The sequence below is a fragment of the Nonomuraea sp. NEAU-A123 genome (assembly GCF_018603905.1).
Lineage (GTDB): Bacteria > Actinomycetota > Actinomycetes > Streptosporangiales > Streptosporangiaceae > Nonomuraea.
Genome location: NZ_JAHFZZ010000024.1, coordinates 1 through 26,045, shown reverse-complemented (window position 1 = coordinate 26,045; position 26,045 = coordinate 1). Strand labels below are relative to the sequence as shown.

The following is a 26,045-nucleotide window of genomic DNA, read 5'->3' as shown; positions in this document are numbered from 1 at the left end:
TGTCCTTTCGTTACACGTGGGCCAGGAGGATGGCGGGGTTCTCCACGCAGTCGGCCACGTAGCGCAGGAAGCCGCCGGCGGCGGCGCCGTCGCAGACTCGGTGGTCGAAGGTTAGGGACAGTTGAGTGACTTTGCGGGGCACGACCGTGCCGTCGGTCACCCAGGGGCGGTCGATGATGCGGCCGATGCCGAGGAGTGCCGCTTCGGGGTGGTTGATGATCGGGGTGGAGCCGTCCACGCCGAAGACTCCGTAGTTGTTGAGTGTGAACGTGCCCCCGGTCAGCGCTGCGGGAGGCAGGCCGCCCGAGCGGGCGAGGCCGGTGAGCCGGGTCAGTTCGGCGGCTAGCTGTGCGGTCGTCATCAGATGCGCGTCCCGGACCACCGGCACGACGAGACCTCGATCGGTCTGCGCGGCGAAGCCGAGGTTGATGTGGCCGTGCCGGACGATCTCGGCACGGGTGGTGTCGACCGAGGAGTTCAGCTCGGGGAACCGTCGCAGGCCGGCCACGCAGATGCGGGCCAGGATCGCGAGCAACCCGATGCCCAGGTCCGGGCGGGCCTGTCGCAGCGTGTCCTTGATCGCGAGCAGGCCGGTGGCGTCGACGTCCACCCAGGTGGTGGCGTCGGGGATCTCGCTGCGGCTGCGGGTCAGCTTGTCGGCGACCGCCCGGCGCAGTCCGCGCAGGGGGATGCGCTCTGCCGTCAATGCCGTTCCGGTCACCGAGGGCGGAGACGCGGGCATCGGCGCGGGCATGGGCGGCGCCACGGAGTCCTCGAGCGCCTCGCCAGCGACGGCGCCAACGGCAACGGCAACGCCGGCTCCGGCTCCGGCGATGGCCCGCTCGACGTCGCGGCGAAGGATCACTCCGCAAGGTCCGGTGGGGCTGAGGGCAGCGAGGTCCACGCCGTGCTCGCGGGCGATCCTGCGGACAAGCGGAGAGATCACGCGGGGTGCGTGGCCGGCCGCGGGCTCCGGTTCGGCTGCGGCTTGAGAGGCGGGCACCTGCGGCGCGACCGTGGACCGCCGCTCGATCGTGGACTGCCGCTCGGCCCCGGACGGCTGCGGCGCAGTCGCGGACACCTGGGGTGCGGCCGTGGACGCCTGCCGCGCCGAATCGGGGGCCTTCTGGTCGGCGGTCCGGGAGCCCCCGCGGCGCCGTCTGCGCGCGCCGGTGGCGTGGCCGGTGCCGTACCCGATCAGGACGTTGCCGGAGCCGGCCTGCTCCTCTTCGCGGTAACGCGCCGCAGCCGGGTCCACGTCGCGCTCTGCGGCGGGTGCCGTCTCGTCCGCCTTGTCCGGCGGACCGACTTCAATAAGGGGTTCGCCCACCGACAGGACGGTGCCCGCCCCCGCGTGGAGTCTCAGGACGGTTCCCGCGTACGGGACCGGTACCTCCACGGCCGCCTTGGCGGTCTCGACCTCGACCACGATCTGGTCGATCTCGACCGTGTCGCCGACGGCGACCTTCCATTCGACGATCTCGGCCTCCGTCAGGCCTTCGCCGAGGTCGGGCAGGCGGAACACCTGCCGGGAAGCGGAAGCGGTGGTCGTCATGACGCCTCCCCTGCCAGGTGGAAGACATCGGGCTCGTCGCCGAACTGGAGCCGGTCGACCGCGTCGAGGACCCGGTCCACGTCCGGCAGATGCGAGTGCTCGAGCATCGGCGGCGGGTAGGGGATGTCGAACCCCGAGACGCGCAGCACCGGCGCGGCCAGCGAGTGGAAGCAGCGCTCCTGTACGCGGGCCGCGATCTCCGCACCCACTCCGGCGAACCCCTGAGCCTCCTGGATCACCACACAACGCCCCGTCTTGCGTACCGAGGACACCACGGTCGCATCGTCGAACGGCACGATCGTCCGCAGGTCCACCACCTCCAGCGCGATGCCGTCCTGAGCTGCGGCTTCGGCGGCCTGGAGTGCCACCGGGATGCTCGGCCCATAGGCGATCAGCGTCGCGTCGCGCCCCTCGCGCAGCACCGCCGCCTGCCCGAACCCCGCGGCGCGCCGATCCCCCAGCGTGGTCTCGCCTTTGGACCAGTACAGCCGCTTGGGCTCCATGAAGATCACCGGGTCGGGGTCGGCGATGGCGTCGCGCAGCAGCCAGTACGCGTCATCGGGGGTCGCGGGGGTTACGACCTTCAAGCCCGGAGTGTGGGCGTAGTAGGCCTCGCTGGAGTCGCAGTGATGCTCGACACCACCGATGCCACCCGCGTACGGGATCCGGATCACCATCGGCAGCGACAGCCGCCCGCGCGTACGGTTGCGCAGTTTGGCCACGTGCGAGGCGATCTGCTCGAAGGCCGGGTAGGCGAAGGCGTCGAACTGCATTTCCACCACCGGGCGGAAGCCGCCCATGGCCATGCCCACGGCGAGGCCCACGATCCCCGCTTCGGCCAGCGGGGTGTCGAAGCACCGGTCCTCGCCGAATTCCTTGGTCAGCCCGTCGGTGATGCGGAAGACGCCGCCCAGCGGGCCCACGTCCTCGCCGAAGACGAGAGCGCGTTCGTCCTCGCGCAGTGCGTCGCGTAGCGCGGCGTTCAGCGCCTGCGCCATCGTCATCGCGGCCATCTCAGTCCTCCTGGGCGGTCAGCTCGGACGCCAGCAGTGCCCGTTGCTCGCGCAACTGGGGCGTGGGCTCGGCGAAGACGTGGTCGAACAGCTCGAACGGGTCCATCTCGGGGTCGGCGTTCATCTCGTCGCGGACGCGCGCGGCGAACTCCTCGGCGGCCTGGTGCGCCGAGGCGACGGCCTCCGGGTCGAGCAGGCCGCGTTCGCGCAGGTAGGTCTCCAAGCGGGCGAGGGGGTCGGCCGACTCCCACCGCTCGACCTCGCCGGTCTCCCGGTAACGGGTGGCGTCGTCGGCGTTGGTGTGGGCGTCCATGCGGTAGGTGTGCGCCTCCACCAGGAAGGGGCCGCCGCCGGTCCGCGCGTGTTCCACGGCCGCTGTCAGGACCGACAGCACCGCGACGAGGTCGTTGCCGTCCACCTGCTCGGAGCGGATGCCGTAGCCGATCCCCTTGTACGCGAGCGCGGGAGCCGCGCTCTGCTTGGCCAGCGGCACCGAGATCGCGTACTTGTTGTTCTGCACGAAGAACACAACGGGGGCGTGCAGGACCGCGGCGTAGTTGAGCGCCTCGTGGAAGTCGCCCTCACTGGTGCCGCCGTCGCCGATGAAGGCCATGACCACGCCGTCCTGGCCCTTGCGGCGCAGGGCCTCGGCCATGCCCACCGCGTGTATGGTCTGGGTGGCCAGCGGGGTGCACTGAGGCGCGACCCGCGTGGCCACGGGGTCGTACCCGCAGTGCCAGCCGCCTCGCAGCAGGGTGAGCACCTCGACGGGATCGATCCCGCGGGAGACCAGGGCCACCGACTCCCGGTAGGTGGGGAACACCCAGTCGTCCTCGCGCAGCGCGAGGACGCCGGCGATCTGGCAGGCCTCCTGCCCGCGGCTGGACGGGTAGACAGCGAGCCGGCCCTGCTTGGTCAGCGCGGTCGCCTGACGGTCGAAGCGGCGGCCCAGGACCATCCGGCGGTACGCCTCCAGCAGCCGCTCGTCCGCCGGCACCGGGTAACCGGCGGGCGGCTGAACGGCCGTGCCGTCCTCGGCCACGAAGCGCACCGGCACCGGTGAGGGCAGCAGGCCGTCGACCGTCTGGCGACTCGTCCTCACAGACATGGCGACGCTCACTTTCTCTGGACGTTTGACAGGCAAAGCGTCTACTTTCTGAGCCATCCGTTCAAGACATCAGGCATGATGAGCGACAAATGGGTTAAATCAGGACTTGGGGAGGGCCAATTGTCAGCCAATGATGGTGTTGAGGGTGGATTGCCGGGACGTTCGGCGAGCCAGTTGGACGGGGTGGACCGCGCGATCATCGCCGAGCTGCTGCGCGACGGCCGGATCTCGATGCGCACTCTCGCCGAGCGCGTCCACATCTCCCGCGCCAACGTCTACGCCCGGATCACGCGGCTGATGGACGACGGGGTGATCACCGGCTTCACGGCCGAACTCGCCCCGCACAAGGCGGGCCTGGGCACCAGCGCGTACGTCTCGGTCACCATCGAGCAGAACTCCTGGCGCACGGTCTCGGCCAGGCTCCGCGAGACCCCGTACGTCGAGCACTTCGCGATGGTCGGCGGCGACTACGACGTCCTGGTGCTGGTCAGGACGCCGGACAACGAGGTGCTACGGCACGTGGTGCTGGAGCGCATCCAGGACATCCCCGGCGTCCGCGCCACCCGCACCTGGCTGGTCTTCGAGGAGGCCCGGGGCCGGGGTACGGAGTGGGCGGCGCGGGAGAGCTGAGCGGCGCCGGTCAGCCCTCCCGGGCCGCCTTGTACTCCTCAAGGATCGCTTCGATGTGCCGCACCATGAAGGTGTAGTAGTCGCGCATCTCCCGCAGGCGCCCGCGCTGCGGCTCGGGGAGGTCGGCCGCGTGCGTCTGCGCGTTCTCGGCCAGCGTCAGCAGCTCGACCGTCTGCTCAAGCTGGTGGTGCAGGCAGCCGACCCAGGCGTCGCCGCGCCACTCGTACACGTACTGCCGGGAGCCGGGCTCCTTGAAGCGCCGCACGGTTCCGCTGAGCACCAGCAGGCGGGTCATCTCGGACACCGAGCCCTTGCTCGCCTCTAGCGTGTTCTGCAGGTCCACCATCGTCATGGGCGCCTCGCTGAGCATCAGGACGCCCGCGGCGCGCCCCGCCATCGGCGGCCATCCCATGGCACGGCCGATGTGCAGACCGAAGTCGTCGATCAGCGGATTCGCAGCGCCGAGACCTTCGTCACCGACGGGGCTGAGCACCAACGGACACCATCCGTTCAGAAAAAAATGAACTTTCACTATTGACTGAACTTCCTGCTGGGGGCAGTCTACCGGCTAACAGCGGCCCGGGCATTTCCGGAGCCGCGCTCCGTGAGCCGAACGCAGGAGGTTCGCCGTGACAGGCACGGGCTGGGACATCATCGTCGTGGGTGCGGGTTCGGCCGGCGCGGCGCTCGCGGCCCGCTCCGCCGAGCGGGGGAAGCGCGTCCTGCTGCTGGAAGCCGGACCCGACTACCGCTCAGCGCAGATGCACGAGGCGTGGCGGTCGCCGAACCCCGTCCGCGCGCTACTGGACCCCAGTGCCACCGAGGGCCTGGTCTGGGCGGGCGTCCATTCCTCGCGGACCGACAAGCAGCCGCAGGGTCCGTACTGGCGGGGCCGGGGTGCGGGCGGCAGTTCGTCGATCAACGGGCAGATCGCGATCCGTCCGCCGATGGAGGACTTCGACGACTGGGCCGCGGCGGGATGCGCCGGCTGGTCGTGGCAGGACGTGCTGCCCTACTTCGCGAAGCTGGAGGACGACGAGGAGTTCGGGGACGAGCCGTACCACGGCAAGGGCGGTCCGACCCCGATCTTCCGCATGCCGCGGGAACAGTGGGGCGGCGTGGACGCCGCGCTGTGCGCCGGGGCGCTCGCCGCGGGACACCCCTGGGCTCCCGACGTGAACGCGCCTCAGGCGAGCGGGGTCTCGCCGTACCCGATCAACTCGCGTGGCGGGCGCAGGGTCACGGTCAACGACGGCTACCTCGAACCGGCCCGGTCGCTGCCCGGCCTCACCGTACGCGGCGAGGCGCTGGTGGACCGGGTCGTCTTCTCCGGCGACCGCGCCGTCGGCGTCCGGGTCATCGTGGACGGGACGGCGACAACCGAGTACGCGGACGAGATCGTGCTCAGCGCGGGCGTGATCCACTCCCCCGCGATCTTGATGCGGTCAGGGGTGGGCCCGGCGGCCGACCTGCGCCGGCTGGGGATCACGGTACGGCGGGAGCTCCCGGTCGGCCTCGGTATGCAGGACCATCCGATGATCGTCGTCGAGCTGCCGCTGACCACGGAGGCCGCCATCAAGACGGCCGACGACCGCCACACCAATGTCTGCGTCCGCTACACCAGCGGGCCCGGGGGTCTCCCCCACGACATGATGTTCGTCTCGCTGAACCAGAACGTCCTGTCCATGGAGGCCGCCGACACGCGGTTCCCGGCGGGCGGCCTGGGCGTGTGGCTGAACCAGAACCACTCGCGCGGCGTACTGACGCTGACCTCCGCCGACCCGGAGGCCCAGCCCGAGGTCCGGGAGCGGATGCTGTCGGACGCCCGCGACCTGGAGCGGCTGCGGCAGGGGGTACGCGCCCTGGTCGACCTGGCGCGCGGCCCCGAGGTCGCCCCGATCGTCGCGGGCTCCATCGAGATCAGCAACAGGCGGCTGTTCGAGGTGCTGGACAACGACGCCGAACTCGACGACCACCTCCTCGCCACCGCGGTGGACGCCCAGCACGGCACCAGCACCTGCCGGATGGGAGCGCCCGGCGACCCCACCGCCGTGGTCGACCCGTCCTGCCGTGTCCTCGGGGTCGACGGTCTGCGCGTGGTCGACGCGTCGATCTTCCCTTCCGTACCGCGGGCCAACACCAACCTGGCATCGATCATGGTCGGCGAGCTCATGGCCGACCGTCTCGGCTGAGCCCACCACGCCCGAAAGGAACACCATTCCGTGAAGACCCTGCAGAACCTGATCGGCGGCATCTGGGAGGACTCCCGTGGTGACGCCTTCCACGAGGTGATCAATCCGGCGACCGAAGAGGTCGTCGCCCGCTGCCCCAGCGGCTCACCGGAGGATGTCCGCCAGGCCGTGGACGCGGCTGTCCAGGCCCAGCCGGCCTGGGCGGCGCTGCCGGTCGCCGAACGCGTGGAGCTCCTGTCCCGGTGGGCGGACACGATCGCCGATCACGCTGAAGAGCTGGCGGAGATCGAATGCCGCGAGATGGGCAAGCCCGTCGCCCTCGGCCGGACCTTCATCGCGGGCGCGGCGCAGGGGTTCAAGGCGGCGGTGGCCGAGGCCCTGGACTACCGGTTCGAGGAGACCGTCACCGACGGCACCACGATCCTGCGCCGGCCGCTCGGCGCCACGGCGGTCATCGTGCCGTGGAACTTCCCGGTGCCCATGGCGCTGGGGGCGCTCGGCCCGCTGCTGGCCGCGGGCAACACCGTCGTCCTCAAGCCGTCCGAACGCTCGCCGATGTCGGCGGTGCGGCTGCTGGAGCTGATGGAACTGCCGCCCGGCGTGGTGAACCTCGTCCTCGGCGACTCCCGGGCCGGTGCGCCCCTGGTCGCCGATGAGCGGATCGGGCTCGTGCACTTCACCGGCTCCGTCGAGGCCGGACGGCGGGTCGGCGCGGAGAGCGGGGCCCTGCTGCACCGGTCGATCCTCGAACTCGGCGGCAAGGACCCCGTGGTCGTCGACGCGGGAGTCGACCCGGTCGCGACCGCCGCGGCGGTCGCGTTCGGCGCGTTCGTCAACACGGGCCAGATCTGCACCTCGATGGAACGTATCTACGTGCACCGCGATATCGCCGAGGAGTTCGTCGACGCCCTCGTGGACGTCGCCGGCACCTTCGCCCTCGGAGACGGGCACGACGAGAGCACGGTGCTGGGCCCGCTGGTCGACCGGCGGCAGCGCGACATCGTGGTCCGGCACGTCAACGACGCCGTCGAGCGCGGCGCGACCGTCCGCACGGGCGGAACCGTGCCCGAGGGCAATGGCTTCTTCTACCCCGCCACCGTGCTCACCGGCGTGGACGACTCCATGCTGGTCATGACCGAGGAGACCTTCGGCCCGCTCGCCCCGGTCACCGTCGTCTCCTCCTTCGAGGAGGGCCTGGAGAAGGCGGCCGGAACGCGTTTCGGCCTCGCCGCCACCGTGTACACCAACGACCCCGCGCACATGCTCGCGGCGCGCGACATCCCCGCCGGCGTGGTGTGGGTGAACCAGTGGCAGGGCGGCGGCCCCGAGCGGCTGTACGAGCCGGCCGGCGACAGCGGCATGGGCGCGACCGGGTCCCGGGCGGCCTACGACGCGGCCACCCGCCCCGTCTCGATCCACGCCGTCCCGGCCGCCCCGGGCGCGTGACGCCCGCGATCCAGGGCGCCAAGCGGCAGGCTGCGGACGCCGTCGGCGCCTGGGAAGGCCGCTTGATCGACCTGTCCCACCGCATCCACGCCCACCCCGAGCTCGCCTTCGAGGAGACGCTGGCGAGCACGTGGGTGGCGGACGCGCTGAGCGCCGCCGGTTTCGACGTCCAGCACGGCTGCTACGACCTGCCCACGGCCGTGCGCGCGACAGTGGGCACCGGCCCGCTGCACATCGGGATCTGCGCCGAGTACGACGCTCTGCCCGACATCGGGCACGCCTGCGGGCACAACGTCATCGCCGCCGCCGCGGTCGGCGCGGGAGCCGCACTGGCCGGTCTGGCCGATGATCTCGGGCTGACCGTGACCGTCCTCGGCACCCCGGCGGAGGAAGGCGGCGGCGGCAAGATCCTCATGCTGGAACGCGGCGCGTTCGAGGGCCTCGACGCCGCCATGATGGTCCACCCCGCCGCCGTCGAGATGGCGGCGATGCCCGGCTCGGCGGTCGCCCAGTTCGAGGTCTCCTACCGAGGGAAACCGGCCCACGCCGGCGCGTACCCCGAGCTCGGCGTCAACGCCGCCGACGCGATGACCATCGCGCAGGTGGCGATCGGGCTGCTGCGCCAGCAGACGGGCGCCGATGACCGCGTCCACGGCATCGTCACCCAGGCCGGTACGGCAGCGAACGTGATCCCCGACGCGAGCCACGGCCGGTGGATCGTCCGATCCTCCACTCTGGAGGCACTCGCCGAGCTCAAGCCACGCGTGCTGCGCTGCTTCGAGGCCGGGGCGCTGGGCGCGGGGTGCGACCTGGTGGTCACTCCGCCGGCCCCCGACTACGCCGACCTGCGGCCCGACGTGGGCATGCTGGGCCTGTACCGGGCCAACGCCGAGGCACTCGGGCGGGTCTTCCCGGAGCTGCCCGGCGGTCCCCCGGCCGGCGCGGCCACCGACATGGGCAACGTCTCGCACGCCGTGCCCAGCATCCATCCCATGCTCGGGCTCGACTGCCTGCCCGCGGTCAACCATCAGCCCGAGTTCACCGCGGCCTGCGCCACCCCGGCCGCCGACAGGGCGGTCCTCGACGGCGCCACGGCCATGGCATGGACCGCCATCGACCTCGCCCGCTCACCCGCGTGGAAACCGGCCCACCGCCGGCCCCATCCGACACGAAGGACGGCTCGCGGCTGACCCCTCCGGGCGGACGGCGGCTCGCGGCTGACCCTCTGCGGCGCGGAAGACGGATCGCAACTCCGGACGATCGACGAAGCCCCGGTCACCTCGCAGGTGACCGGGGCTTCGGTATGTTCAGCGCCCTTCGAAGACGGGCTGCTGCTTGGTGAGGAACGCCTCGACCGCTCCGGCGTGGTCGGCGGTCCGGCCCAGGCGTGCCTGGGCGCTGGCCTCGGCCGTGAGCACCGTTCCGAGGTCCTGGTTCCAGGCTTGCGCGATCAGCCGCTTGGACTCGGCGTAGGCGGCGGTCGGCCCGGCCGCGAGCCGGGCCGCGAGCTCCCGGCCCGCCGCACCGACATCCGCGCGGGGGACCACACGCCCCGAGATTCCCCACGCCACCGCCTGCTGAGCGCTGAACGACTCGCCGAGCAGGACGAGCTCCTTGGCCCGGGCCTCACCGACCGCCCGCGCGAGCGTCGTGGAAAGCCCGGAGTCGCACGTCAGCCCGATCGCGGTGAACGCCGTGGCGAGCACGGCCTCCTCGGCCAGGACCCGCAGGTCGCAGGCCAGCGCGAGGGCCAGCCCGGCGCCGACGCACGTGCCGTTGACGGCGGCGACGACCGGCTTGCCCATCGTGGCCACGAGCCGGATGATCGGCGCGTAGTCCTCCTCGACGGTGTCGAACGCGTGGCCGGCGTCGGCGCGGAGCGCGGCCGCGTGCTCGGCGAGGTCCTGACCGACGCAGAAGGCGCTCCCCGCACCGGTCAGCAGCACGGCACGGACGTCGGCATCGGACGCGACCTCCTCAAGTGTCCGGCGCAACGCCGTCTTGAGAGCGGCGTCGAGCGCGTTGCGACGATTCGGGCGATTGAGCGTCAGAACGGCCACGGCCCCGTCACGTTCGAGAACGACGGGGGCCGCCGGGACGGCGGGGGCGGTCGCGGTGGCGTCCATGTCAGGCCTCCTGGGCGGGCGTCGCCGGCCAGGTCTTGGCCACGAGGGTCAGCACGTCGTAGGTGGCGACCACCTGGCCGTCCTGGTTGGCCACGACGGCGTCCCAGCGGACCTCGCCGTAGTCCGCGCCGGCCCGCGGGGTGATCTGCTTGACGGTCAGCGTCACGTCGATGGCGTCGCCGGCCTTGACCGGGGTGAGGAAGCGCAGCCCGTCCACGCCGAAGTTCGCCAGGACCGGTCCGGGCGCGGGGTCGACGAAGAGCCCGGCGGCCAGGGACACGACGAGGTAGCCGTGGGCGACGATGCCGCCGAACAGCGGGTTCCGCGCGGCGGCCGCGGCGTCGGTGTGCGCGTAGAAGGTGTCTCCGGTGAACTCGGCGAAGTGCTCGATGTCCGCGAGCGACACCGTCCGCGGCGCGGAGCCGATCGTGTCGCCCACGCGCAGCTCCGCCAGCGACTTGCGGAAGGGGTGAACGCCGGATTCGGCGCGCGCGGCTCCCGTCGTCCACCGTCCGGTGATCGCGGTGAGCTGGTCCGGGGAGGCCTGGACGGCGGTGCGCTGCATGTGGTGCAGAACCCCGCGGACGCCGCCGAGCTCCTCGCCGCCGCCGGCCCGCCCGGGGCCGCCGTGGACGAGGACGGGCAGCGGCGAGCCGTGCCCGGTGGACTCCTTGGCGTCGTCTCTGTCCAGGACGAGGACCCGGCCGTGCCACGGCGCCAGCCCGAGCACGACGGACCGCGCGACCTGCGGGTCATGGGTGACGACGGAGGCGACGAGGCTTCCCCTGCCCCGGGCGGCGAGGGCGACCGCCTCCTCGACGCCGTCATAGGTGAGCACGGTGCTCACCGGACCGAACGGCTCCACGTCGTGTGGCTCGGTGGCGCCGGGGCGGGCGCGCAACACGAGCGGGGTCATGAAGGCGCCGCGCTCGGGGTCGCCGTCGAGCGAGGACGCGCCCTCGGGGTCGCCGAAGATCACCTCGGCGCTCGCCTTCAGCGCCTCGACGGCCTTGCGTACCTCGTCGCGCTGGCCGAGGCTGGCGAGCGGGCCCATCCGCACGTCCGCGTCGCGCGGGTCGCCGACGGTCACCTCCGCCAGGCGCGCGGCGAGCGCCTCGGCCACCTGACCGGCCATCGCCTCGGGAACGAGCACCCGGCGAATGGCGGTGCACTTCTGCCCTGCCTTGACCGTCATCTCGGTGACGACGCCCTTGACGAACAGGTGGAACTCCGGATCGTCCGGCCGCACGTCGGGCCCGAGGATCGAGCAGTTGAGGGAGTCGGCCTCGACACCGAGCAGGACGCCGCCGTCGAGCACGTTCGGGTGGCGGCGCAGGATGCCCGCGGTGTGCGCCGAGCCGGTGAAGGCGACGGAGTCCTGAACCGTCAGCTCGTCGAGCAGCCCGCCCGCGCCGCCGGCGACGAGCTGGAGGGCTCCCTCGGGCAGGATGCCCGACTCGATGATCCGGCGGACGGCGAGTTCGGTGAGATAGGCGGTCTGGCTCGCGGGCTTGACGATCGACGGCAGCCCGGCGAGGAAGGCCGGGGCCAGCTTCTCCAGCATGCCCCAGACGGGGAAGTTGAAGGCGTTGATCTGCACCGCGACACCCGGACGGGAGGTGTAGAGGTGCTGGCCGACGAAGGTGCCGCCCTTGCCCAGGCGCTCGAGGCCGCCGTCGAGGACGACCGTGTCGTTCGGCAGTTCGCGGACGCCCTTGCTCGCGTAGCTGAACAGGGTGCCGATGCCGCCGTCGACGTCGATCATCGTGTCCCGCGAGGTGGCGCCGGTCCGTACGGACAGTGCGTAGAGCTCCTCCTTGCGCTCGGACAGGTGCTTGGCCAGCGCCTTGAGCAGGGCCGCCCGCTCGTGGAAGGTCAGGGATCGCAGCGCGGGTCCGCCGACGTCCCGGGCGTGCCGGACCATCGCGGCGACGTCCAGGCCCCGGCTCGAGACGCGCGCGACCTCCTCGCCCGTAGCGGCGTCGAGCAGGGGTTCCCCGTCGTCCGCCGCCCGGAACCAGCGTCCGGCGGCGTAGCTCTCCAGAATCGCGCTCACGTTGTCTCCTCCCTGGGGGGACCTATTGCGCAGGAGCCCCGACTCGTGCAACCGTATTACTGACCGAGTGATAAGTAAATACGACCGATGCCCTGGAGGGAAGATGACGACTGCGGCGGAACCGGAGGCGGAGGAGCGGCTGCGGGCCGCGTTCGAGGCGACCATCGCGCGCAACGACCGGATCGAGCCGCGGGACTGGATGCCCGACGCCTACCGCCGGACGCTCGTGCGCCAGATCGCCCAGCACGCGCACTCCGAGATCATCGGCATGCAGCCCGAGGGCGAGTGGATCGGACGCGCCCCGTCCCTGCGCCGCAAGGCGATCCTCCTGGCCAAGGTGCAGGATGAGGCCGGGCACGGCCTCTATCTGTACTCGGCGTGCGAGACCCTCGGTGTCTCCCGCGCCGAGCTGACCGGCCTGCTGCTCGCCGGCAAGCAGAAGTACTCCTCGATCTTCAACTACCCGACGCTGTCCTACGCCGACGTCGGCACGATCGGCTGGCTGGTCGACGGAGCCGCGATCTGCAACCAGGTGCCCCTCTGCCGGACCTCCTACGGACCATACGGCCGCGCCATGATCCGCATCTGCAAGGAGGAGTCCTTCCACCAGCGTCAGGGGTACGAGCTGCTCATGACGATGATGCGCGGCACCGACGCCCAGCGTGCCATGGTCCAGGAGTCGGTCGACCGGTTCTGGTGGCCGGCGCTGATGATGTTCGGCCCGCCGGACGCCGAGTCCACCAACAGCGCGCGGTCGATGGCGTGGGGCGTCAAGCGCAACTCCAACGACGAGCTGCGCCAGCGGTTCGTGGACATGACGGTCCCGCAGGCCGACGCGCTCGGGGTGACGCTGCCCGACCCCGACCTGCGCTGGAACGACGAGCGCGGGCACCACGACTTCGGCGAGCCGGACTGGGCGGAGTTCGCCGCGGTCGTCCGCGGGGACGGTCCGTGCAACGCCCAGCGGCTGCGCCACCGCCAGGCCGCCCATGACGACGGCGCCTGGGTACGCGAGGCGGCGTCGGCGTTCGCGAGCCGGTCCGCCCAGGCGGGTGCCCGATGAGCGCCGACCGGCGGGAGTGGCCGCTCTATGAGGTGTTCGTCCGCGGCAAGCGCGGGCTCAACCACGTCCACGTCGGGTCGCTGCACGCCCCGGACGACACGATGGCCGTACGGCACGCGCGCGACGTCTACACGCGGCGCAACGAGGGCGTGAGCATCTGGGTCGTGCGGGCCGACGCCATCACGGCCTCCAGCCCGGACGAGAAGGACCCGCTGTTCGCGCCGAACGGCGACAAGGTCTACCGGCACCCGACGTTCTACGACATTCCCGACAACGTCCCGCACATGTGAACCGCTACTCCCCTGTCCATCCCGTACACGCCCAGGAGGCGGACCCCATGAGCGACGAGCATGGCGGCATCTTCGACGGCCTGATCGGCGCAGAGTCCGCGCAGTGGGCGTTCGGCACCGACTTCGAGGATCCGCTGGCCGGCGTCGACACGACGGTGCCCGACGGCGTCGACCACACCGAACTCGCCGAGTACTGCCTCATGCTCGGCGACGACGCCTTGATCATGTCGCAGCGCCTGACGGAGTGGTGCAGCCGTGCGCCGGACCTCGAAGAGGACATCGCGCTGGCGAACATCGCCCTCGACCTCCTCGGGCAGGCGCGCCTGCTCCTGGCGCGGGCGGCCGCCGCCGACCCCGGGCTCCTGCCCGCCCTTCCCGAGGGCTCGCCGGTGCCCGCGGAGGACGCGCTGGCGTTCTTCCGTGACGCCGGGCAGTTCCGCAACGTGCGTCTCGCCGAGGTCGCGAACGGTGACTTCGGGCACGTCGTCGTCCGCCTGCTGCTGTTCTCGGTGGCCCGGCTCGCGCTGCTGGAGCGGCTGCGCGCGAGCAGCGACACGGTGCTGGCCGCGGTGGCGGCCAAGGGCGTCAAGGAGGTCACCTACCACAGGGACTGGGCGGCCCGCTGGTTCCTCACCTTGGCACAGGGCACCGAGGAGTCATGCCACAGAGTCGTCACAGCACTCAGTGCCCTGTGGCCGCTCCAGCCCGAGCTGGTCGCCACGCACCCCGTCGAGCTCTCGCTGGCTCGCGCCGGTGTCGGCGTCGACCCCGCCACCACGCGCGGCGAGGTGGACGCCGTCCTCGACCAGGTACTCGCCGTGAGCGGCGTCGCCCGCCCGGACCACCCACCCCTGGAGGGCGGCGGACGGACGGGCACGCACACCGAGGACTTCGCCGACCTGCTCGCCGAGATGCAGATGGTCGCACGCGCACACCCGAGCGGGCGCTGGTGAACGCCCGAGAGCGGGCCGTCGAGGTCGCCGGGCAGGTACGCGACCCCGAGATGCCGATGCTCACCCTCGCCGACCTCGGCGTACTGCGCGGTGTCGAGGTGGAGCGGACGGCGGACGGCCACGAGATCGTCATCGCCTCGATCACCCCGACCTACACGGGCTGCCCGGCCATGGCCACCATGCGCGACGACCTCGTCCACCGCCTGAACGACGCGGGCTTCCCCCGCGTCGAGGTACGCGTCGCGCTCGACCCGCCCTGGTCGAGCGACTGGATCTCCGAACGCGGCCGGGCCGCCCTGCGGGAGGCCGGCCTGTCGGCGCCCGGCCCGGCCCGCCGGACGTCCGGACCCATCGCGCTCACGCTCGGACCGACGCGGCCCGCCCCGAACTGCCCGCGCTGCGGTTCGGCGGTCACCCGGCTGACCTCCGAGTTCGGCGCCACCGCCTGCAAGGCCCTCTACACCTGTACCCACTGCCTTGAGCCGTTCGAGCATGTCAAGGAGATATGAGATGACCACGCTCGCGCCCGGACCGGCGCCGACCCGGGCGTCCGCCACCTTCCAGCCGCTGACCGTGGCGGCGGTCGACCACCTGTGCGAGGACGCCGCGGCGATCACGTTCGAGGTGCCCGACGAACTGCGCGAGGCGTACGCCTTCCAGGCGGGACAGTCGCTCACCCTTCGCCGCTTCGTGGACGGGCGGGAGCACCGGCGGTCCTACTCGATCTGCGCGCCGGCCGGCGCCGCGCCGCGCATCGGGGTCCGCGAGATACCCGGCGGGCTCTTCTCCTCCTGGCTCGTCCGCGAGGTGGTGCCGGGGACGCGGATCGAGGTGCAGACTCCGACCGGCTCCTGGCGGGCCGACGCGGCGCGGGGAGAGCGACACCTGTGCATCGCCGCCGGGTCGGGCATCACCCCGATGCTGTCGGTCGCCTCCACGGTGCTGGCCCACCCCGGCGCCCAGGTGTCGCTCCTGTACGGCAACCGCACCAGCCGTACGGTGATGTTCACCGAGGAACTCGGCGACCTGAAGAACCGCTACGGTGCCCGGTTCCAGCAGGTCCATGTCCTTTCGCGGGAGCCACGCGAAGTAGAGCTGTTCTCGGGCCGGCTCGACGGAGACCGGTTGCGCCGCCTGCTCACCGAACTGGTACCGGTCGAGGTGTTCGATCATGTCTGGCTCTGCGGGCCGCTGCGCATGATCCAGGACGCTCGGGCGGTGCTGACCGACCTCGGCGTCCCCGCGCGGAACGTCCACGTCGAACTCTTCTACGTCGACGCCCCGCCACCGCGACCGAGGCGGGCCGCCGCGATGCCGGTCGGCGCGACCAGCGTACTGACGACGGTGCTCGACGGGCTGCGGGCGACCTCGACCGTCTCCCGGGAGACGACGATCCTCGACGGCGCCCAGGCTACGCGCGCCGATCTGCCGTTCGCGTGCAAAGGCGGCGTCTGCGGGACGTGCCGTGCCGTCGTCCGCGAGGGCGCGGTCGACATGCGCCGCAACTACGCCCTGGAACCGTCCGAGGTGGACGCCGGGTTCGTGCTGACCTGCCAGACGTTCCCGGTCGGCGAGAGTGTCACCGTCGACTACGACGCCTGACCGTGTTTCCTTCATGTCCCGACAACAGGAGCTCTTCGTGACCCAAGCCTTCGTCGTCTCCGGCGTACGGACGCCGATAGGCCGCTACGGCGGCGCGCTGGCCCACGTCCGGCCCGATGACCTGGCCGCCCTCGCCGTGGGAGAGGCCGTCGCCCGCGCCGGGATCGACCCCGCCCTGGTCGACGAGGTGGTGCTCGGCGCGGCCAACCAGGCCGGTGAGGACAACCGGAACGTCGCCCGGATGGCCGCGCTCCTGGCGGGCCTGCCCGACTCGGTGCCCGGCTTCACGGTCAACCGGCTGTGCGCCTCCGGCCTCACGGCGGTCGCGACGGCGCGGGCCCTCATCGTGGCCGGCGACGCCGACGTCGTGGTCGCGGGCGGGGTGGAGTCGATGACCCGGGCGCCGTGGGTCACCGAGAAGCCGGCCAAGGCATTCGCCAAGCCGGGCCCGTCCTTCGACACCTCGATCGGCTGGCGGTTCACCAATCCCCGCTTCGATGCCGCGACGACCGCCTCCATGCCGCAGACCGCGGAGACGGTCGCTCAGCGCTGGGGCCTGACCCGCGACGAGCTCGACGCGTTCGCGCTGCGCTCCCACGAGCGGGCCGTCGCGGCGATCAAGGACGGCCGGTTCGCCGACGAGATCGTCCCCGTGCCGGTCGGCGCGGGGACCGTCGACGTCGACGAAGGACCGCGGCCGGACACGAGCCTGGAGCGGCTGGCGCGCTTGCGGCCGGTCAACGGTCCCGGCGGAGTCGTCACCGCGGGCAACTCCAGCTCGCTCAACGACGGCGCCGCGGCCGTCGTCGTGGTGAGCGAGCGCTTTCTGCAACGGTCCGGCCTGACGCCGCGGGCCCGGCTCGTGGCGGCGGCGAACGCCGGAGTGCCGCCGGAGATCATGGGGATCGGCCCGGTCCCGGCGACCCGCAAGGCGCTGGAGCGTACCGGATGGACCGTCGACGACCTCGACGCCGTCGAGCTCAACGAGGCGTTCGCCGCGCAGTCCCTCGCCTGCGTCCGCGATCTCGGGCTCGACCTCGACCGGGTCAACGCCGACGGCGGCGCCATCGCTCTCGGGCACCCGCTGGGCGCCTCCGGGACCCGGATCCTCGTCACCCTGCTCGGCCGGCTCGAACGCTCCGGAGGCCGGCGCGGGCTGGCGACCATGTGCGTCGGCGTCGGCCAGGGCAGCGCTCTCCTGGTGGAGCGGTCATGACTCTGATCGTTGAGGAAGGGGCCGACCGGGTCGTGTGGCGGCTCAACAGGCCAGAGGTCCGCAACGCGATCGACCGCGAGCTGGTCTCCGCGCTCCACCAGGCGTGCGCCGCCGTCGAAGAGGAGCCGCGCGTCGTCCTCCTCACCGGCGAGGGGCCGTCCTTCGCGGCCGGGGCGGACATCGCCCAGCTCCGCGAACGCGGCCGGGACGACGCGCTGCGGGGCATCAACTCGAAGATCTTCGACCGGATCCACCGGCTGCCGATGCCGACCGTGGCCCTCGTCGACGGGTTCGCCCTGGGCGGCGGGGCCGAGCTGGCCTACGCCTGCGACTTCCGGATCGGCACACCACGCACGCGCATCGGCAACCCGGAGACGGACCTCGGCATCCTCGCGGCGGCCGGCGCGGCCTGGCGCCTGGCCGAACTCATCGGCGAACCCCTGGCCAAGGAGATCCTGCTCGCGGGCCGCATCCTCACGGCCGACGAAGCGCGGGCGGTGTACCTGCTCAACGACGTCGTGGAGCCTGACGACCTGCTCGCCGCCGGCCATCGGCTCGCCGACCGCATCACCGCGCGGGCGCCGCTGGCGACTCGGCTGACCAAGGCCGTCTTCCACGCCCCGCGGGCCGCGCACCCGTTCATCGACGACGTCGCCCAGGCGATCCTGTTCGAGACAGAGGAGAAACACACCCGCATGACGGCATTCTTGGACCGGCGGCAGGAGCGAAAGTCATGACCCTGCCACGGACGGTGGGCGTCTTCGGCGGCGGGCGGATGGGGTCGGGGATCGCGCACGCGTTCCTCGCCTCGGGCAGCCACGTGATCGTCGTGGAGAACGACCCTGAGGCGGCCGACCAGGCCCGGAACCGGGTGGCCGACGGCCTGGCCAAGGCCCACGACAAAGGCCGGCTCGGTGTCCCGCTCCAGGACGCCGTCTCCCGGCTGCGGACGACGACCGACCCCGGCGAGCTGGCCCCCTGCGAGCTCATCGTCGAGGCGGTCCCGGAGGACGCGGCGCTCAAGGCCCAGGTGCTCGCCCTGGCCGAGCAGCGGGCGCCGGGCGCGGTGCTCGCCTCCAACACCAGCAGCCTGTCGATCGACGGGCTCGCCGCCGGCCTGGCCGCACCGGACCGCTTTCTCGGGTTGCACTTCTTCAACCCCGTCCCCGTGAGCGACCTCGTCGAGATCGTCACCGGGCGCAGCACCACGCCCGCGCTCGTGACGCGGGCCCAGGATTGGGTGGTCGCGCTCGGCAAGACACCGATCACCGTCTCGGACTCGCCGGGTTTCGCGAGCAGCCGCCTCGGCGTCTGCCTGGCGCTCGAGGCGATGCGGATGCTTGAGGAGGGTGTCGCGAGCGCGGCCGACATCGACACGGCGATGACGCTCGGCTACCGGCACCCGATGGGGCCACTGCGGACCACCGACGTGGTGGGACTCGACGTACGGCTCGCGATCGCCGAACACCTGGCCGGCGAGCTCGGACCCCGTTTCGAGCCGCCGCGGATCCTGCGCGACCTCGTGGCCGCCGGGCACCTCGGCCGTAAGACCGGCCAGGGCTTCTACACCTGGTGAGAGGGTTCAGGCTTCGTGCTTGGCCAGGCCGTCGAAGGCGATGACGGTGATGGCGTCGGCGACCGTCGCCAGGTCGTACAGGCCGTCCGGGCGATACCACTCGACCAGTGAGTTCACCATGCCGAACAGCAGCCGGCTCACCAGCGCCGGCGGCACGGTGTCACGCAGGGAGCCCTCCTCGACGGCGTCCGCGACGAGCGCGGCGAGGCTGTCGTCGAGCCAGCGGCGCCGCTCCAGGGCGGCCAGCTCGAGCCCGCTGTTGCCACGCACCCGCAGGAGGAGGGTGACGGAGGGCTGATGTGCCACGAGGACCTCGACGCTGCGCCGCACCACCTCGCGCAGCCGTTCGTAGGCGGTCGCCTCGGCCCGGTCGCGGGAGGCCGCGGTCACGGCGGCGGTGAGCTCGTCGAGGGCGTCGTCGAGGGCCTGGCCGAGCAGTTGCTCCTTGCTCGTGACGTGGTGGTAGATGGCCGGCTTCGTCAGCCCGAGCTCCTTGGCCAGGTCTCCCATGCTGGTGGCGTCGTACCCCTTGCGGTTGAACAGCTCCACCGCGGCGCGCAGGATCGCCGCCTGGTCGTAGCCGGGACGGCCTCGACCACGGCGCGGAGTCGGCTCGGCAGGCTCGGTCGTCGTCACGAATGCAGCATCTCACGGCAGATCAGACGCCCTTCCACGCCTAGGCGGGCTGGACAGAAGGCGCAAGCCGCCGCGTTTCCTGCGCGTTGGTGATACGCAGGATCACCGCGGCCGCGAGTGCCGCGGCGACCACCCACATCGCGAGGCTCACCACGTCGAACTTGGCCGCGGCGGCCATCCCTTCCAGGTCATCAGCCTTGACGAGCAGACGGCCGACCACTTGGGACACCCAGGAGCTGAGCAGCCAGGCCGTCCACCAGGCGATGATCAGTCCGGAGCGGGATGGCTGGTCGATCCGCCGGGAGGCGTCCCAGATGTCGTCGATGATCTGCTTCGGGAACCAGAGGGCGAGGATCGGGGCGATCCAGCCGAAGATCACCCAGAGTTTGCGGTGCCGCTGCTCGCCGGGCGCCAGCAGGTCGGCGTTCGCCCGGACCCGGAACATCCACATCAGGAATGCTATGCCGGCCAGGAGGAAGACCGCCGTCTCCACGTATCCGGACGCGGCGTAGATCGTGTCGCTCGAATCGATCTCCGCATCGCTGACGGAGTCGGGGTCGCTGATCAGCCGGTTGATGATCGACACTTCCCGCAGGTCGATCACGGCGACGGCGAGGCCCGTGAGGCAGTCGAACGCCAGCGCGCCGAGAGCGACGTTGGCCAGGACACGTACCGGACGTAACGGCGGGGATGGCGTAAACGGTGGCGAGTACATGAGGCACCCTTCAAAACCGACGAGATGGCCTGCCAGTATCGCCACGCCGGCCAGCGGGATGGCATGAAGTCTCCGACCTCGGCACCCTTTCGTGATCAACCCGCGATCGCGCTCTCGACCTCGAGAGGCGTCACGGCACGCGCGCGGTCGCCGACGGGCAGACCTCCCGGTACGGGAGCGCGGGAACGAAGCCGGCCCACTCCTGGGCCGTCAGCGACCGACCGGCTCTGGCGCAGACCGCCGCGGCCACGGCCGACGCGGCCACGGGGAACCGTCTGACCGTGGCGTCGCGGTCCACGGTCAGCGGCATCTCGGCGGTCCTGGCGACGCTTTCCACGGGACCTTGGATTCGGAGATCGCGCAGAAAGTTCTGCGCAGCAGGGGTGGTTTTTCGCACATCCGTACAACCTTGACGGTACCGAGCGTAGTCGGCCTAGGATCACCGCCCATGATCACGACTATCGCGCTCAGCGCTTCCCTCGCCCTCAGCGGTTCGCCCGCTCACGTCGCCACCAAGCCGGTGACGTTCCAGGGGTTCACCCTCCAGGTCCCCGCCCAGTGGAACGTCAAGAAGGAGGGCGCCGATCTGCGCGTCATCACCGGTGCCTGCTCCGCTCGGGCCGCTGAGTGCAAGAGCTTCCTGCTGGGCGGCCCCCAGGAGGTCAAGTACGCCTCCGAGGGCAGCGCGTACCGGCCCGGCCAGCCCTACCATCCCAGCAGCGGCGTGACCGAGTGCGTGCCGGTCAAGAAGTACTACAGCGGTCAGGCCACTCGCGTCAGGACCTCGACGGCGGCATTCGGGACCGGGCAGCGGGCGCGGTTCACCGAGTGGAAGGTGTCCTGCAACGGCAGCAAGCTGAACGTCGCCTCTTACACCCAGCGCGTCTGGTACGTGAAGGCCAAGAAGGTGATCGTCGTCGACCACTGGAAGACGCCGGGCCTGGGCGCCATCCTCGGCAAGGCCGTGTGGAAGTAGGCCGCTCCCGTCAGTCCGACGGGCCAGTGCGGCGGGCGCGGACGGCTGCGATCAGCAGGCCCGCGCCCGCCCCGCCGGGCGAGGTCTCAATCACGCCCTTGCAGCGCCTGACCATGGACGACCACCAGGGATGCCGGCAGCGCCCACTTTCCCACGGTCCCGCATTCGCGAATGACTGAATAAGCCCCTCACGACATGCCGTCGAGCTCATTATTATCGAAGGCTCCACACCATCGCCATAAATTCGCCATAAACTCACCATAAGACCTCGCGACCTGCGTAAACGTATGAATAAATCGCAGCCGAGGCATGGCTTCATGGGCGATTCGAATCCCGTTCTGTGGAGGCTCTTGTCAAATCGATTTACCAACACTTACTCTCCAGGTGATCAAATCACTTTCTGTTTTTACCTGGAGGCACCACTTGCGCCGATTAGCGCTTCCTGTCGCCCTCACGGCGTCAATGCTCTTCCCCTTCCTCGCCCCTGAGGTCGCCGTCGCCGCCTCCGCCGCCACGGCCGCCACCGTGACCGCGGATCCGCCGCTGGCTAACGTTCAGGAGATCGGCCCCGGCCAGTACTCCGCCGACACCAAAACCTTCCAGCTCACCGAACTGGACGTGTCCGCCGGCGCGATCAGCCGCAAGCATGGTGTGGCTCTGACCACCGGCGACCTGGCCCGGCCGCAGTCGGCCCCGGCCACCCGCCCCGAATTGGCGGTCTTCGGGCCGGGCTGGCAGGCCGAGTTCGCCGGTGGGCAGATCAACCGGAAACTGGAGAGCCAGAACGGCACGTTCGTCGTCACTGACCTCGAGGAAGGGACGTCGACCAGCTACCCCCTGAAGAGCAGCGTCTCCTTCCCCGACGGCGGCGGCGTCCAGACGTACGAGGCCACCGACGGATCCAAGATCACCCAAACCACCAAGTGGGACGCGGTCATCGGAGTGATGCGCACCACGACGGTCGAGTCGTTCACGACAGATTTGGGTCCCGTGGACGAGGGCAAGGAGCCCTTGACCAACCCCGACGGCACGCCCGTCAGCGCCGCCGACCTCCAGTTCACCTACACCTGGTCACGGGAGTCCGGGGCGCCGAGCGCCGACCCCTGGCGGGTGATCAGCGTGGGCACCGCCGCCCTCGGCAAGTCCACGGTCGCCTACGACGCCCAGGGCCGGGTCAGCACCGTCAAGGAACCGGCGCGCGGCGAGAACCCCGCGTCCGTCACCAAGTTCACCTACGCCGCGACCACCACGGCCGCCGGCACCTCCCTCGGCGACTTCGCGGGCCGGCTCAAGGAAGTCACCGTCACCTCCGGAACCGAGGCGCCGCAGACCGAGGCCAGCTACGCCTACGACCTGAACGGCCTCCTGCGCAACGTGACCGACCCCAGCGTCGGCGCCACCCAGGGGACCTATGCCTACGACTCGGTGGGACGCCTGTCATCGATCGAGTCCGCCATCAACGGCGCATGGCAGCTCACCTTCCCGGCGGGCGTCGCCGCTCCCCAGGTGACCGCCATCGGCACCGGAATGCCAACCAACGGCGGGACGACCGAGGGCGCGGCCGGGAGCGAGGACCCGAACGCCACCGAGCCGCCGGCCAGCGACTTCCTGCCGGACGGCGTGGACGTCCCGCAGTCCTACCCGACGAAGTGTGACACGGCCAAGACCTGGATGTGGTACACGAAGTCGGGCTGCTCGGCCTGGGCATACCACGGCGGCAAATGGCGGCAGCCGGGCTGGAAGCAGACCGCCAGCGGCTTCAAGGTCAGGGGCATCGTGTACGACCACTGCACGAAGCCGGGAGCCGACCGCCCCCTCGGGTTCGACTTCCGACCGGCCTGTGACTCCCACGACTACGGGTACGGCCTGATGACCAACCAGAGGAAGGGCTACAGGTACTACCTCACCAACTCGTGGTTCCGAAAGGCCGACGTGGACACCCGCTTCTTCATCACCTTGAAGGACAAGGTGTGCGGGGGCTACTTCTTCATGGTGCGGCCCACCTGCAAGAGGATCGCGGCAGTCTATTACGCGGCCGTCCTGACTTTCGGTAGGCCCTAAGAACGGCGCGAGCACAACGTAAACCTGCGCTGTGACCTTTCCTCGGGGGACCTTTCCTCGGGGACCCTTCCTCAGGCCGGATGGCGGCATCGGCCGCCGTCCGGCCACCCCTCATGCCGGCGTCGTTTCCCTGCACCTCCTTTATGTAAGGCGCGGTACGTCATGAAATTACGAGTCTTATCCAGTCTCATCGTGGCGCTGGCGGCCACGACGATCGCGACCGGGCCGGCCTACGCGGCAGAGGCCCCTTCAGCGGCTTCTACAGCGACTCCCACAACCGCCGCTTCGGCCGCGCAGCAGACCACTTCGGCGGCCCCCAATATCGAGCCGCAACTGAGCGCGCGGGTGGCCGCCGCCGGCAAGATCAGAGTGAACGTGCTCAGCAAAACCCGCGCCGACATGCCGGACGCGGCCGCAAGCGGCCAGGTCGTCCGGCAACTGTCCCGCTTCCCCCTGACCACCCTGCACGTCGACCAGGCCGGCCTGGACCGGCTGTCCAAGCTGCCCAGCGTGGTCAGCGTGAGCGAGGACAAACCGGCCCGGCCGTCACTGGCCGAGAGCATCCCGTTGATCGGCGCGGACAAGACCAGGGCCGCGGGCAAGACGGGCTCCGGCAGCGTGGTGGCCGTGCTGGACACCGGCGTCGCGGTCAACCACCCCTTCCTCAAAGACCGGGTGCTGGAGGAGGCCTGCTTCTCCACCATCGACGACGAATACTCCGCCTCCAGCCTGTGTCCCGACGGCACCATCGCGCAGGAAGGGCCCGGCTCCGCCGACACCGACCAGGGCCCGTGCGCCGTCGTCGCACTGGGCTGCGCCCACGGCACCCACGTGGCCGGCATCGCAGTCGGTGACGGCACGGGCGTGACCGGCGCCCCGCCTGCCGGAGTCGCGCCCGACGCCGAGGTCGTCGCCATCCAGGTGTTCACCAAGTTCAACTCCGAAAGCGTGTGCGGGGCGGGCGCCGCCCCGTGCGTGGCCAGCTTCACCAGCGACCAGGTCGCCGGCCTGGAGAAAGTGCTGGAACTGAAGGAGGAAGGCGTGCCGCTGGTGGCCGCCAACCTCAGCCTGGGCGAAGGCCTGTACAGCGCCGCGTGCGACGGCGACCTGCGCAAGACGGTCATCGACAGCCTGCGCGCCGCCGGCGTGGCCACCGTGATCGCGGCCGGCAACAGCGGCTACGGCGCCGCCGTGGCCGCCCCCGCCTGCGTGTCCTCGGCCATCACCGTCGGCGCCACCACCGACCAGGACGGCGTGGCCGCCTTCAGCAACCGTGGCGCGCTGCTGGACCTGTTCGCCCCCGGCGTGTCCATCGTCTCCTCCGTCCCCGGCGGCAAGTGGGCCGACATGAGCGGCACCTCGATGGCCGCTCCACACGTCACCGGCGCCCTGGCCGTACTGCGCCAGGCCATGCCCGATGCCACGCTGGACCAGCTCGAAGCCGCCTTGAAGACCACCGGCAAAGCCATCACCTACAGCGGCGTGACCACCCCCCGCATCCAGGTCGACGCCGCCGTGCTGGGAAAGAGCCCCAACCCCGGCGCCTGGCCCATCCCGCACTTCGAGAACATGACGAACACCACGATCCCCGACCACGGCACCGTGACGTCCTCCATCCCGGTCACCGGCCTGCTCGGCAGCGCGCCCGCCACCACCGAGGTGTACGTCGACATCATGCACACCTGGCGCGGCGAGCTGAAGATCGACCTGATCGCGCCGGACGGCAAGGTCTACCCGCTGCAGGCCAACGACCCCAATGACAGCGGCGACATCCTGCATGAGACCTACCAGGTCAACGCCAGCGCGTCCCCGGCCAACGGCACCTGGAAACTGCGCGTGCAGGACGTCGAATGGCTCGACACCGGCTACATCGACGGCTGGTGGATACGGCTGCCATGCTTCGGCAACTGGGACGACACCACCATCCCCGATCCCGGCGTCGCCCAATCCAGCATCGTCCTGGACTGGATCAACGGCAACGCCCCCACCCGCACCCGGGTCCACGTCGAGATCAACCACACCTGGCGCGGCGACCTGAAGCTCGACCTGGTCGCGCCGGACGGCAAGGTGTACGCGCTGCGCGCCGCCGACGCCAAGGACGGCACCGACAACATCGACGAGAGTTACTGGGTGAACGCCAGCGCCTCAGTAGCCAACGGCACCTGGAAACTCCGCGCGGAAGATCTCGCCAAGGGCGATACGGGCTTCATCAACGGATGGACCCTGACGCTGTAGAGGAACCTGCTGGACGGCTGCTCGCGCGCCTGTCGCGGGCAGCCGGTCCGGCTGTGTACCCGCGGACTCGACGGCGCTACTTACGGTACAGCGCCCGGTCCGTCCAGATTTCCGACAAAGAGCAGGCCATTGAGATACTTCGTCCATGGAGACGAGTGCGAGGACTGGCCATCCCGTGAAATGGGCGCTGCGTTCCGCGGAGCCGGCGGATCTCGAGGCGATCGTGGAGCTGCGCGCAACGGTGATGCGCCCGGACCTGGAGCGGTTGGGACGGTTCGACGAGCACCGGGTCCGGCAGCGGCTGCGGGACTCCTTCTCTCCTCAGCACACATCGGTGATCATGGCCGCCGGCGCCTTCGCGGGCTCCGTCGCTGTACGTCCGGCCGAGGACGAGCGGTGGCTGGAGCATTTCTATCTCGACCCCGGCCTCCAGGGCCGGGGGCTCGGATCGGCTGTCCTACGGACACTGGTCAGCTTCTCGGCCGTAAACGACCGAGCTTGCAGCTCCTCACCGTCGCTGGCTTCGGCGGCGAGGTCCGCGTCAGGCAGCGTGACTCACTGCCCAGTCCGCCACACCGCGTGAGGCGATGTTGCGG

General features: G+C 70.9%; 25 protein-coding genes. 16 read left to right on the top strand and 9 right to left on the bottom strand.

What is annotated here, in order from left to right:
* Window positions 1-10: 10 nt before the first annotated feature.
* The 3 genes from KLK06_RS47050 to pdhA are packed head-to-tail and all read right to left on the bottom strand — an operon-like array spanning window position 11 to window position 3,676.
* A complete protein-coding gene (locus KLK06_RS47050) occupies window positions 11-1,555 on the bottom strand; it encodes a dihydrolipoamide acetyltransferase family protein (protein ID WP_214642271.1) in 1,545 nt (514 codons plus the stop codon).
* Entirely contained in the window at window positions 1,552-2,568 is a 1,017-nt protein-coding gene (locus KLK06_RS47045; RefSeq protein WP_214642270.1) for an alpha-ketoacid dehydrogenase subunit beta, read from the bottom strand. Before KLK06_RS47045 ends, KLK06_RS47050 begins: the two co-directional genes overlap by 4 nt.
* 1 nt (window position 2,569) lies before the next feature.
* Window positions 2,570-3,676 carry a pyruvate dehydrogenase (acetyl-transferring) E1 component subunit alpha gene (pdhA, locus tag KLK06_RS47040; RefSeq protein ID WP_250907127.1) on the bottom strand — a complete coding sequence of 369 codons (1,107 nt, stop codon included), beginning with the start codon at window positions 3,674-3,676 and terminating at the stop codon, window positions 2,570-2,572.
* A 120-nt stretch (window positions 3,677-3,796) separates the two neighbouring features.
* Here pdhA and KLK06_RS47035 point away from each other — a divergent pair, with 120 nt between their 5' ends.
* A complete protein-coding gene (locus KLK06_RS47035; RefSeq protein WP_250907126.1) occupies window positions 3,797-4,306 on the top strand; it encodes an Lrp/AsnC family transcriptional regulator in 510 nt (169 codons plus the stop codon).
* Window positions 4,307-4,316: 10 nt separating this feature from the next.
* Here KLK06_RS47035 and KLK06_RS47030 read toward each other — a convergent pair whose 3' ends face one another.
* Window positions 4,317-4,799 (bottom strand): GbsR/MarR family transcriptional regulator, encoded by a 483-nt coding sequence (locus tag KLK06_RS47030; protein WP_214642268.1) that lies wholly within the window; start codon window positions 4,797-4,799, stop codon window positions 4,317-4,319.
* A 136-nt stretch (window positions 4,800-4,935) separates the two neighbouring features.
* Here KLK06_RS47030 and KLK06_RS62700 point away from each other — a divergent pair, with 136 nt between their 5' ends.
* From KLK06_RS62700 to KLK06_RS47015, 3 genes are read left to right on the top strand one after another with little or no spacing between them, the layout of a single operon-like run.
* On the top strand, window positions 4,936-6,498 hold the full coding sequence (locus KLK06_RS62700; RefSeq protein WP_214642267.1) for a GMC family oxidoreductase: 1,563 nt from the start codon (window positions 4,936-4,938) through the stop codon (window positions 6,496-6,498).
* A 30-nt stretch (window positions 6,499-6,528) separates the two neighbouring features.
* Window positions 6,529-7,944: an aldehyde dehydrogenase gene (locus KLK06_RS47020; protein ID WP_214642266.1), complete on the top strand. Its 1,416-nt coding sequence runs from the start codon at window positions 6,529-6,531 to the stop codon at window positions 7,942-7,944.
* Window positions 7,941-9,134: a M20 family metallopeptidase gene (locus KLK06_RS47015; RefSeq protein ID WP_214642265.1), complete on the top strand. Its 1,194-nt coding sequence runs from the start codon at window positions 7,941-7,943 to the stop codon at window positions 9,132-9,134. Before KLK06_RS47020 ends, KLK06_RS47015 begins: the two co-directional genes overlap by 4 nt.
* Before the next feature lie 117 nt (window positions 9,135-9,251).
* Here KLK06_RS47015 and KLK06_RS47010 read toward each other — a convergent pair whose 3' ends face one another.
* Together KLK06_RS47010 and paaZ are read right to left on the bottom strand one after the other, a co-directional pair.
* Window positions 9,252-10,070, bottom strand: coding sequence for an enoyl-CoA hydratase/isomerase family protein (locus tag KLK06_RS47010; RefSeq protein ID WP_214642264.1), 819 nt, complete (start codon window positions 10,068-10,070; stop codon window positions 9,252-9,254).
* A gap of 1 nt (window position 10,071) precedes the next feature.
* A complete protein-coding gene (paaZ, locus tag KLK06_RS47005) occupies window positions 10,072-12,126 on the bottom strand; it encodes a phenylacetic acid degradation bifunctional protein PaaZ (protein WP_214642263.1) in 2,055 nt (684 codons plus the stop codon).
* A 103-nt stretch (window positions 12,127-12,229) separates the two neighbouring features.
* On the opposite strand from paaZ, the gene paaA reads away from it, so the two are divergent.
* The 8 genes from paaA to KLK06_RS46965 are packed head-to-tail and all read left to right on the top strand — an operon-like array spanning window position 12,230 to window position 18,826.
* Window positions 12,230-13,189 (top strand): 1,2-phenylacetyl-CoA epoxidase subunit PaaA, encoded by a 960-nt coding sequence (paaA, locus tag KLK06_RS47000; RefSeq protein WP_214642262.1) that lies wholly within the window; start codon window positions 12,230-12,232, stop codon window positions 13,187-13,189.
* Window positions 13,186-13,479, top strand: coding sequence for a 1,2-phenylacetyl-CoA epoxidase subunit PaaB (paaB, locus tag KLK06_RS46995; protein WP_214642261.1), 294 nt, complete (start codon window positions 13,186-13,188; stop codon window positions 13,477-13,479). The genes paaA and paaB overlap by 4 nt, the downstream gene beginning before the upstream one ends.
* Before the next feature lie 47 nt (window positions 13,480-13,526).
* Window positions 13,527-14,432, top strand: a complete 906-nt coding sequence (gene paaC, locus KLK06_RS46990) for a 1,2-phenylacetyl-CoA epoxidase subunit PaaC (protein WP_214642260.1) — start codon at window positions 13,527-13,529, stop codon at window positions 14,430-14,432.
* Window positions 14,429-14,941, top strand: a complete 513-nt coding sequence (paaD, locus tag KLK06_RS46985) for a 1,2-phenylacetyl-CoA epoxidase subunit PaaD (protein ID WP_308168756.1) — start codon at window positions 14,429-14,431, stop codon at window positions 14,939-14,941. Before paaC ends, paaD begins: the two co-directional genes overlap by 4 nt.
* Before the next feature lies 1 nt (window position 14,942).
* Window positions 14,943-16,034 (top strand): 1,2-phenylacetyl-CoA epoxidase subunit PaaE, encoded by a 1,092-nt coding sequence (gene paaE, locus KLK06_RS46980; protein WP_214642259.1) that lies wholly within the window; start codon window positions 14,943-14,945, stop codon window positions 16,032-16,034.
* 37 nt (window positions 16,035-16,071) lie between these two features.
* Window positions 16,072-17,250 (top strand): thiolase family protein, encoded by a 1,179-nt coding sequence (locus KLK06_RS46975; RefSeq protein ID WP_214642258.1) that lies wholly within the window; start codon window positions 16,072-16,074, stop codon window positions 17,248-17,250.
* Window positions 17,247-17,987, top strand: a complete 741-nt coding sequence (locus KLK06_RS46970; RefSeq protein WP_214642257.1) for an enoyl-CoA hydratase/isomerase family protein — start codon at window positions 17,247-17,249, stop codon at window positions 17,985-17,987. Before KLK06_RS46975 ends, KLK06_RS46970 begins: the two co-directional genes overlap by 4 nt.
* A complete protein-coding gene (locus KLK06_RS46965; RefSeq protein WP_214642256.1) occupies window positions 17,984-18,826 on the top strand; it encodes a 3-hydroxyacyl-CoA dehydrogenase family protein in 843 nt (280 codons plus the stop codon). The genes KLK06_RS46970 and KLK06_RS46965 overlap by 4 nt, the downstream gene beginning before the upstream one ends.
* Window positions 18,827-18,832: 6 nt before the next feature.
* Here the strand turns inward: KLK06_RS46965 and KLK06_RS46960 are convergent, their stop codons facing one another.
* The 3 genes from KLK06_RS46960 to KLK06_RS46950 form a co-directional block, all read right to left on the bottom strand.
* Window positions 18,833-19,462 carry a TetR/AcrR family transcriptional regulator gene (locus tag KLK06_RS46960; protein ID WP_308168755.1) on the bottom strand — a complete coding sequence of 210 codons (630 nt, stop codon included), beginning with the start codon at window positions 19,460-19,462 and terminating at the stop codon, window positions 18,833-18,835.
* Window positions 19,463-19,502: 40 nt separating this feature from the next.
* On the bottom strand, window positions 19,503-20,177 hold the full coding sequence (locus KLK06_RS46955; RefSeq protein ID WP_214642255.1) for a DUF4328 domain-containing protein: 675 nt from the start codon (window positions 20,175-20,177) through the stop codon (window positions 19,503-19,505).
* Window positions 20,178-20,307: 130 nt separating this feature from the next.
* Window positions 20,308-20,514, bottom strand: a complete 207-nt coding sequence (locus KLK06_RS46950; RefSeq protein ID WP_214642254.1) for a hypothetical protein — start codon at window positions 20,512-20,514, stop codon at window positions 20,308-20,310.
* A 111-nt stretch (window positions 20,515-20,625) separates the two neighbouring features.
* Between KLK06_RS46950 and KLK06_RS46945 the strand changes: the two genes are divergently transcribed.
* The 4 genes from KLK06_RS46945 (at window position 20,626) to KLK06_RS46930 (ending at window position 26,032) form a co-directional block, all read left to right on the top strand.
* A complete protein-coding gene (locus KLK06_RS46945) occupies window positions 20,626-21,153 on the top strand; it encodes a hypothetical protein (RefSeq protein ID WP_214642253.1) in 528 nt (175 codons plus the stop codon).
* Between the two features lie 423 nt (window positions 21,154-21,576).
* Window positions 21,577-23,214 (top strand): phospholipase A2, encoded by a 1,638-nt coding sequence (locus tag KLK06_RS46940; protein WP_214642252.1) that lies wholly within the window; start codon window positions 21,577-21,579, stop codon window positions 23,212-23,214.
* Between the two features lie 162 nt (window positions 23,215-23,376).
* Window positions 23,377-25,449 (top strand): S8 family serine peptidase, encoded by a 2,073-nt coding sequence (locus tag KLK06_RS46935; RefSeq protein ID WP_214642251.1) that lies wholly within the window; start codon window positions 23,377-23,379, stop codon window positions 25,447-25,449.
* A gap of 145 nt (window positions 25,450-25,594) precedes the next feature.
* On the top strand, window positions 25,595-26,032 hold the full coding sequence (locus KLK06_RS46930) for a GNAT family N-acetyltransferase (RefSeq protein ID WP_214642250.1): 438 nt from the start codon (window positions 25,595-25,597) through the stop codon (window positions 26,030-26,032).
* Window positions 26,033-26,045: the final 13 nt, after the last annotated feature.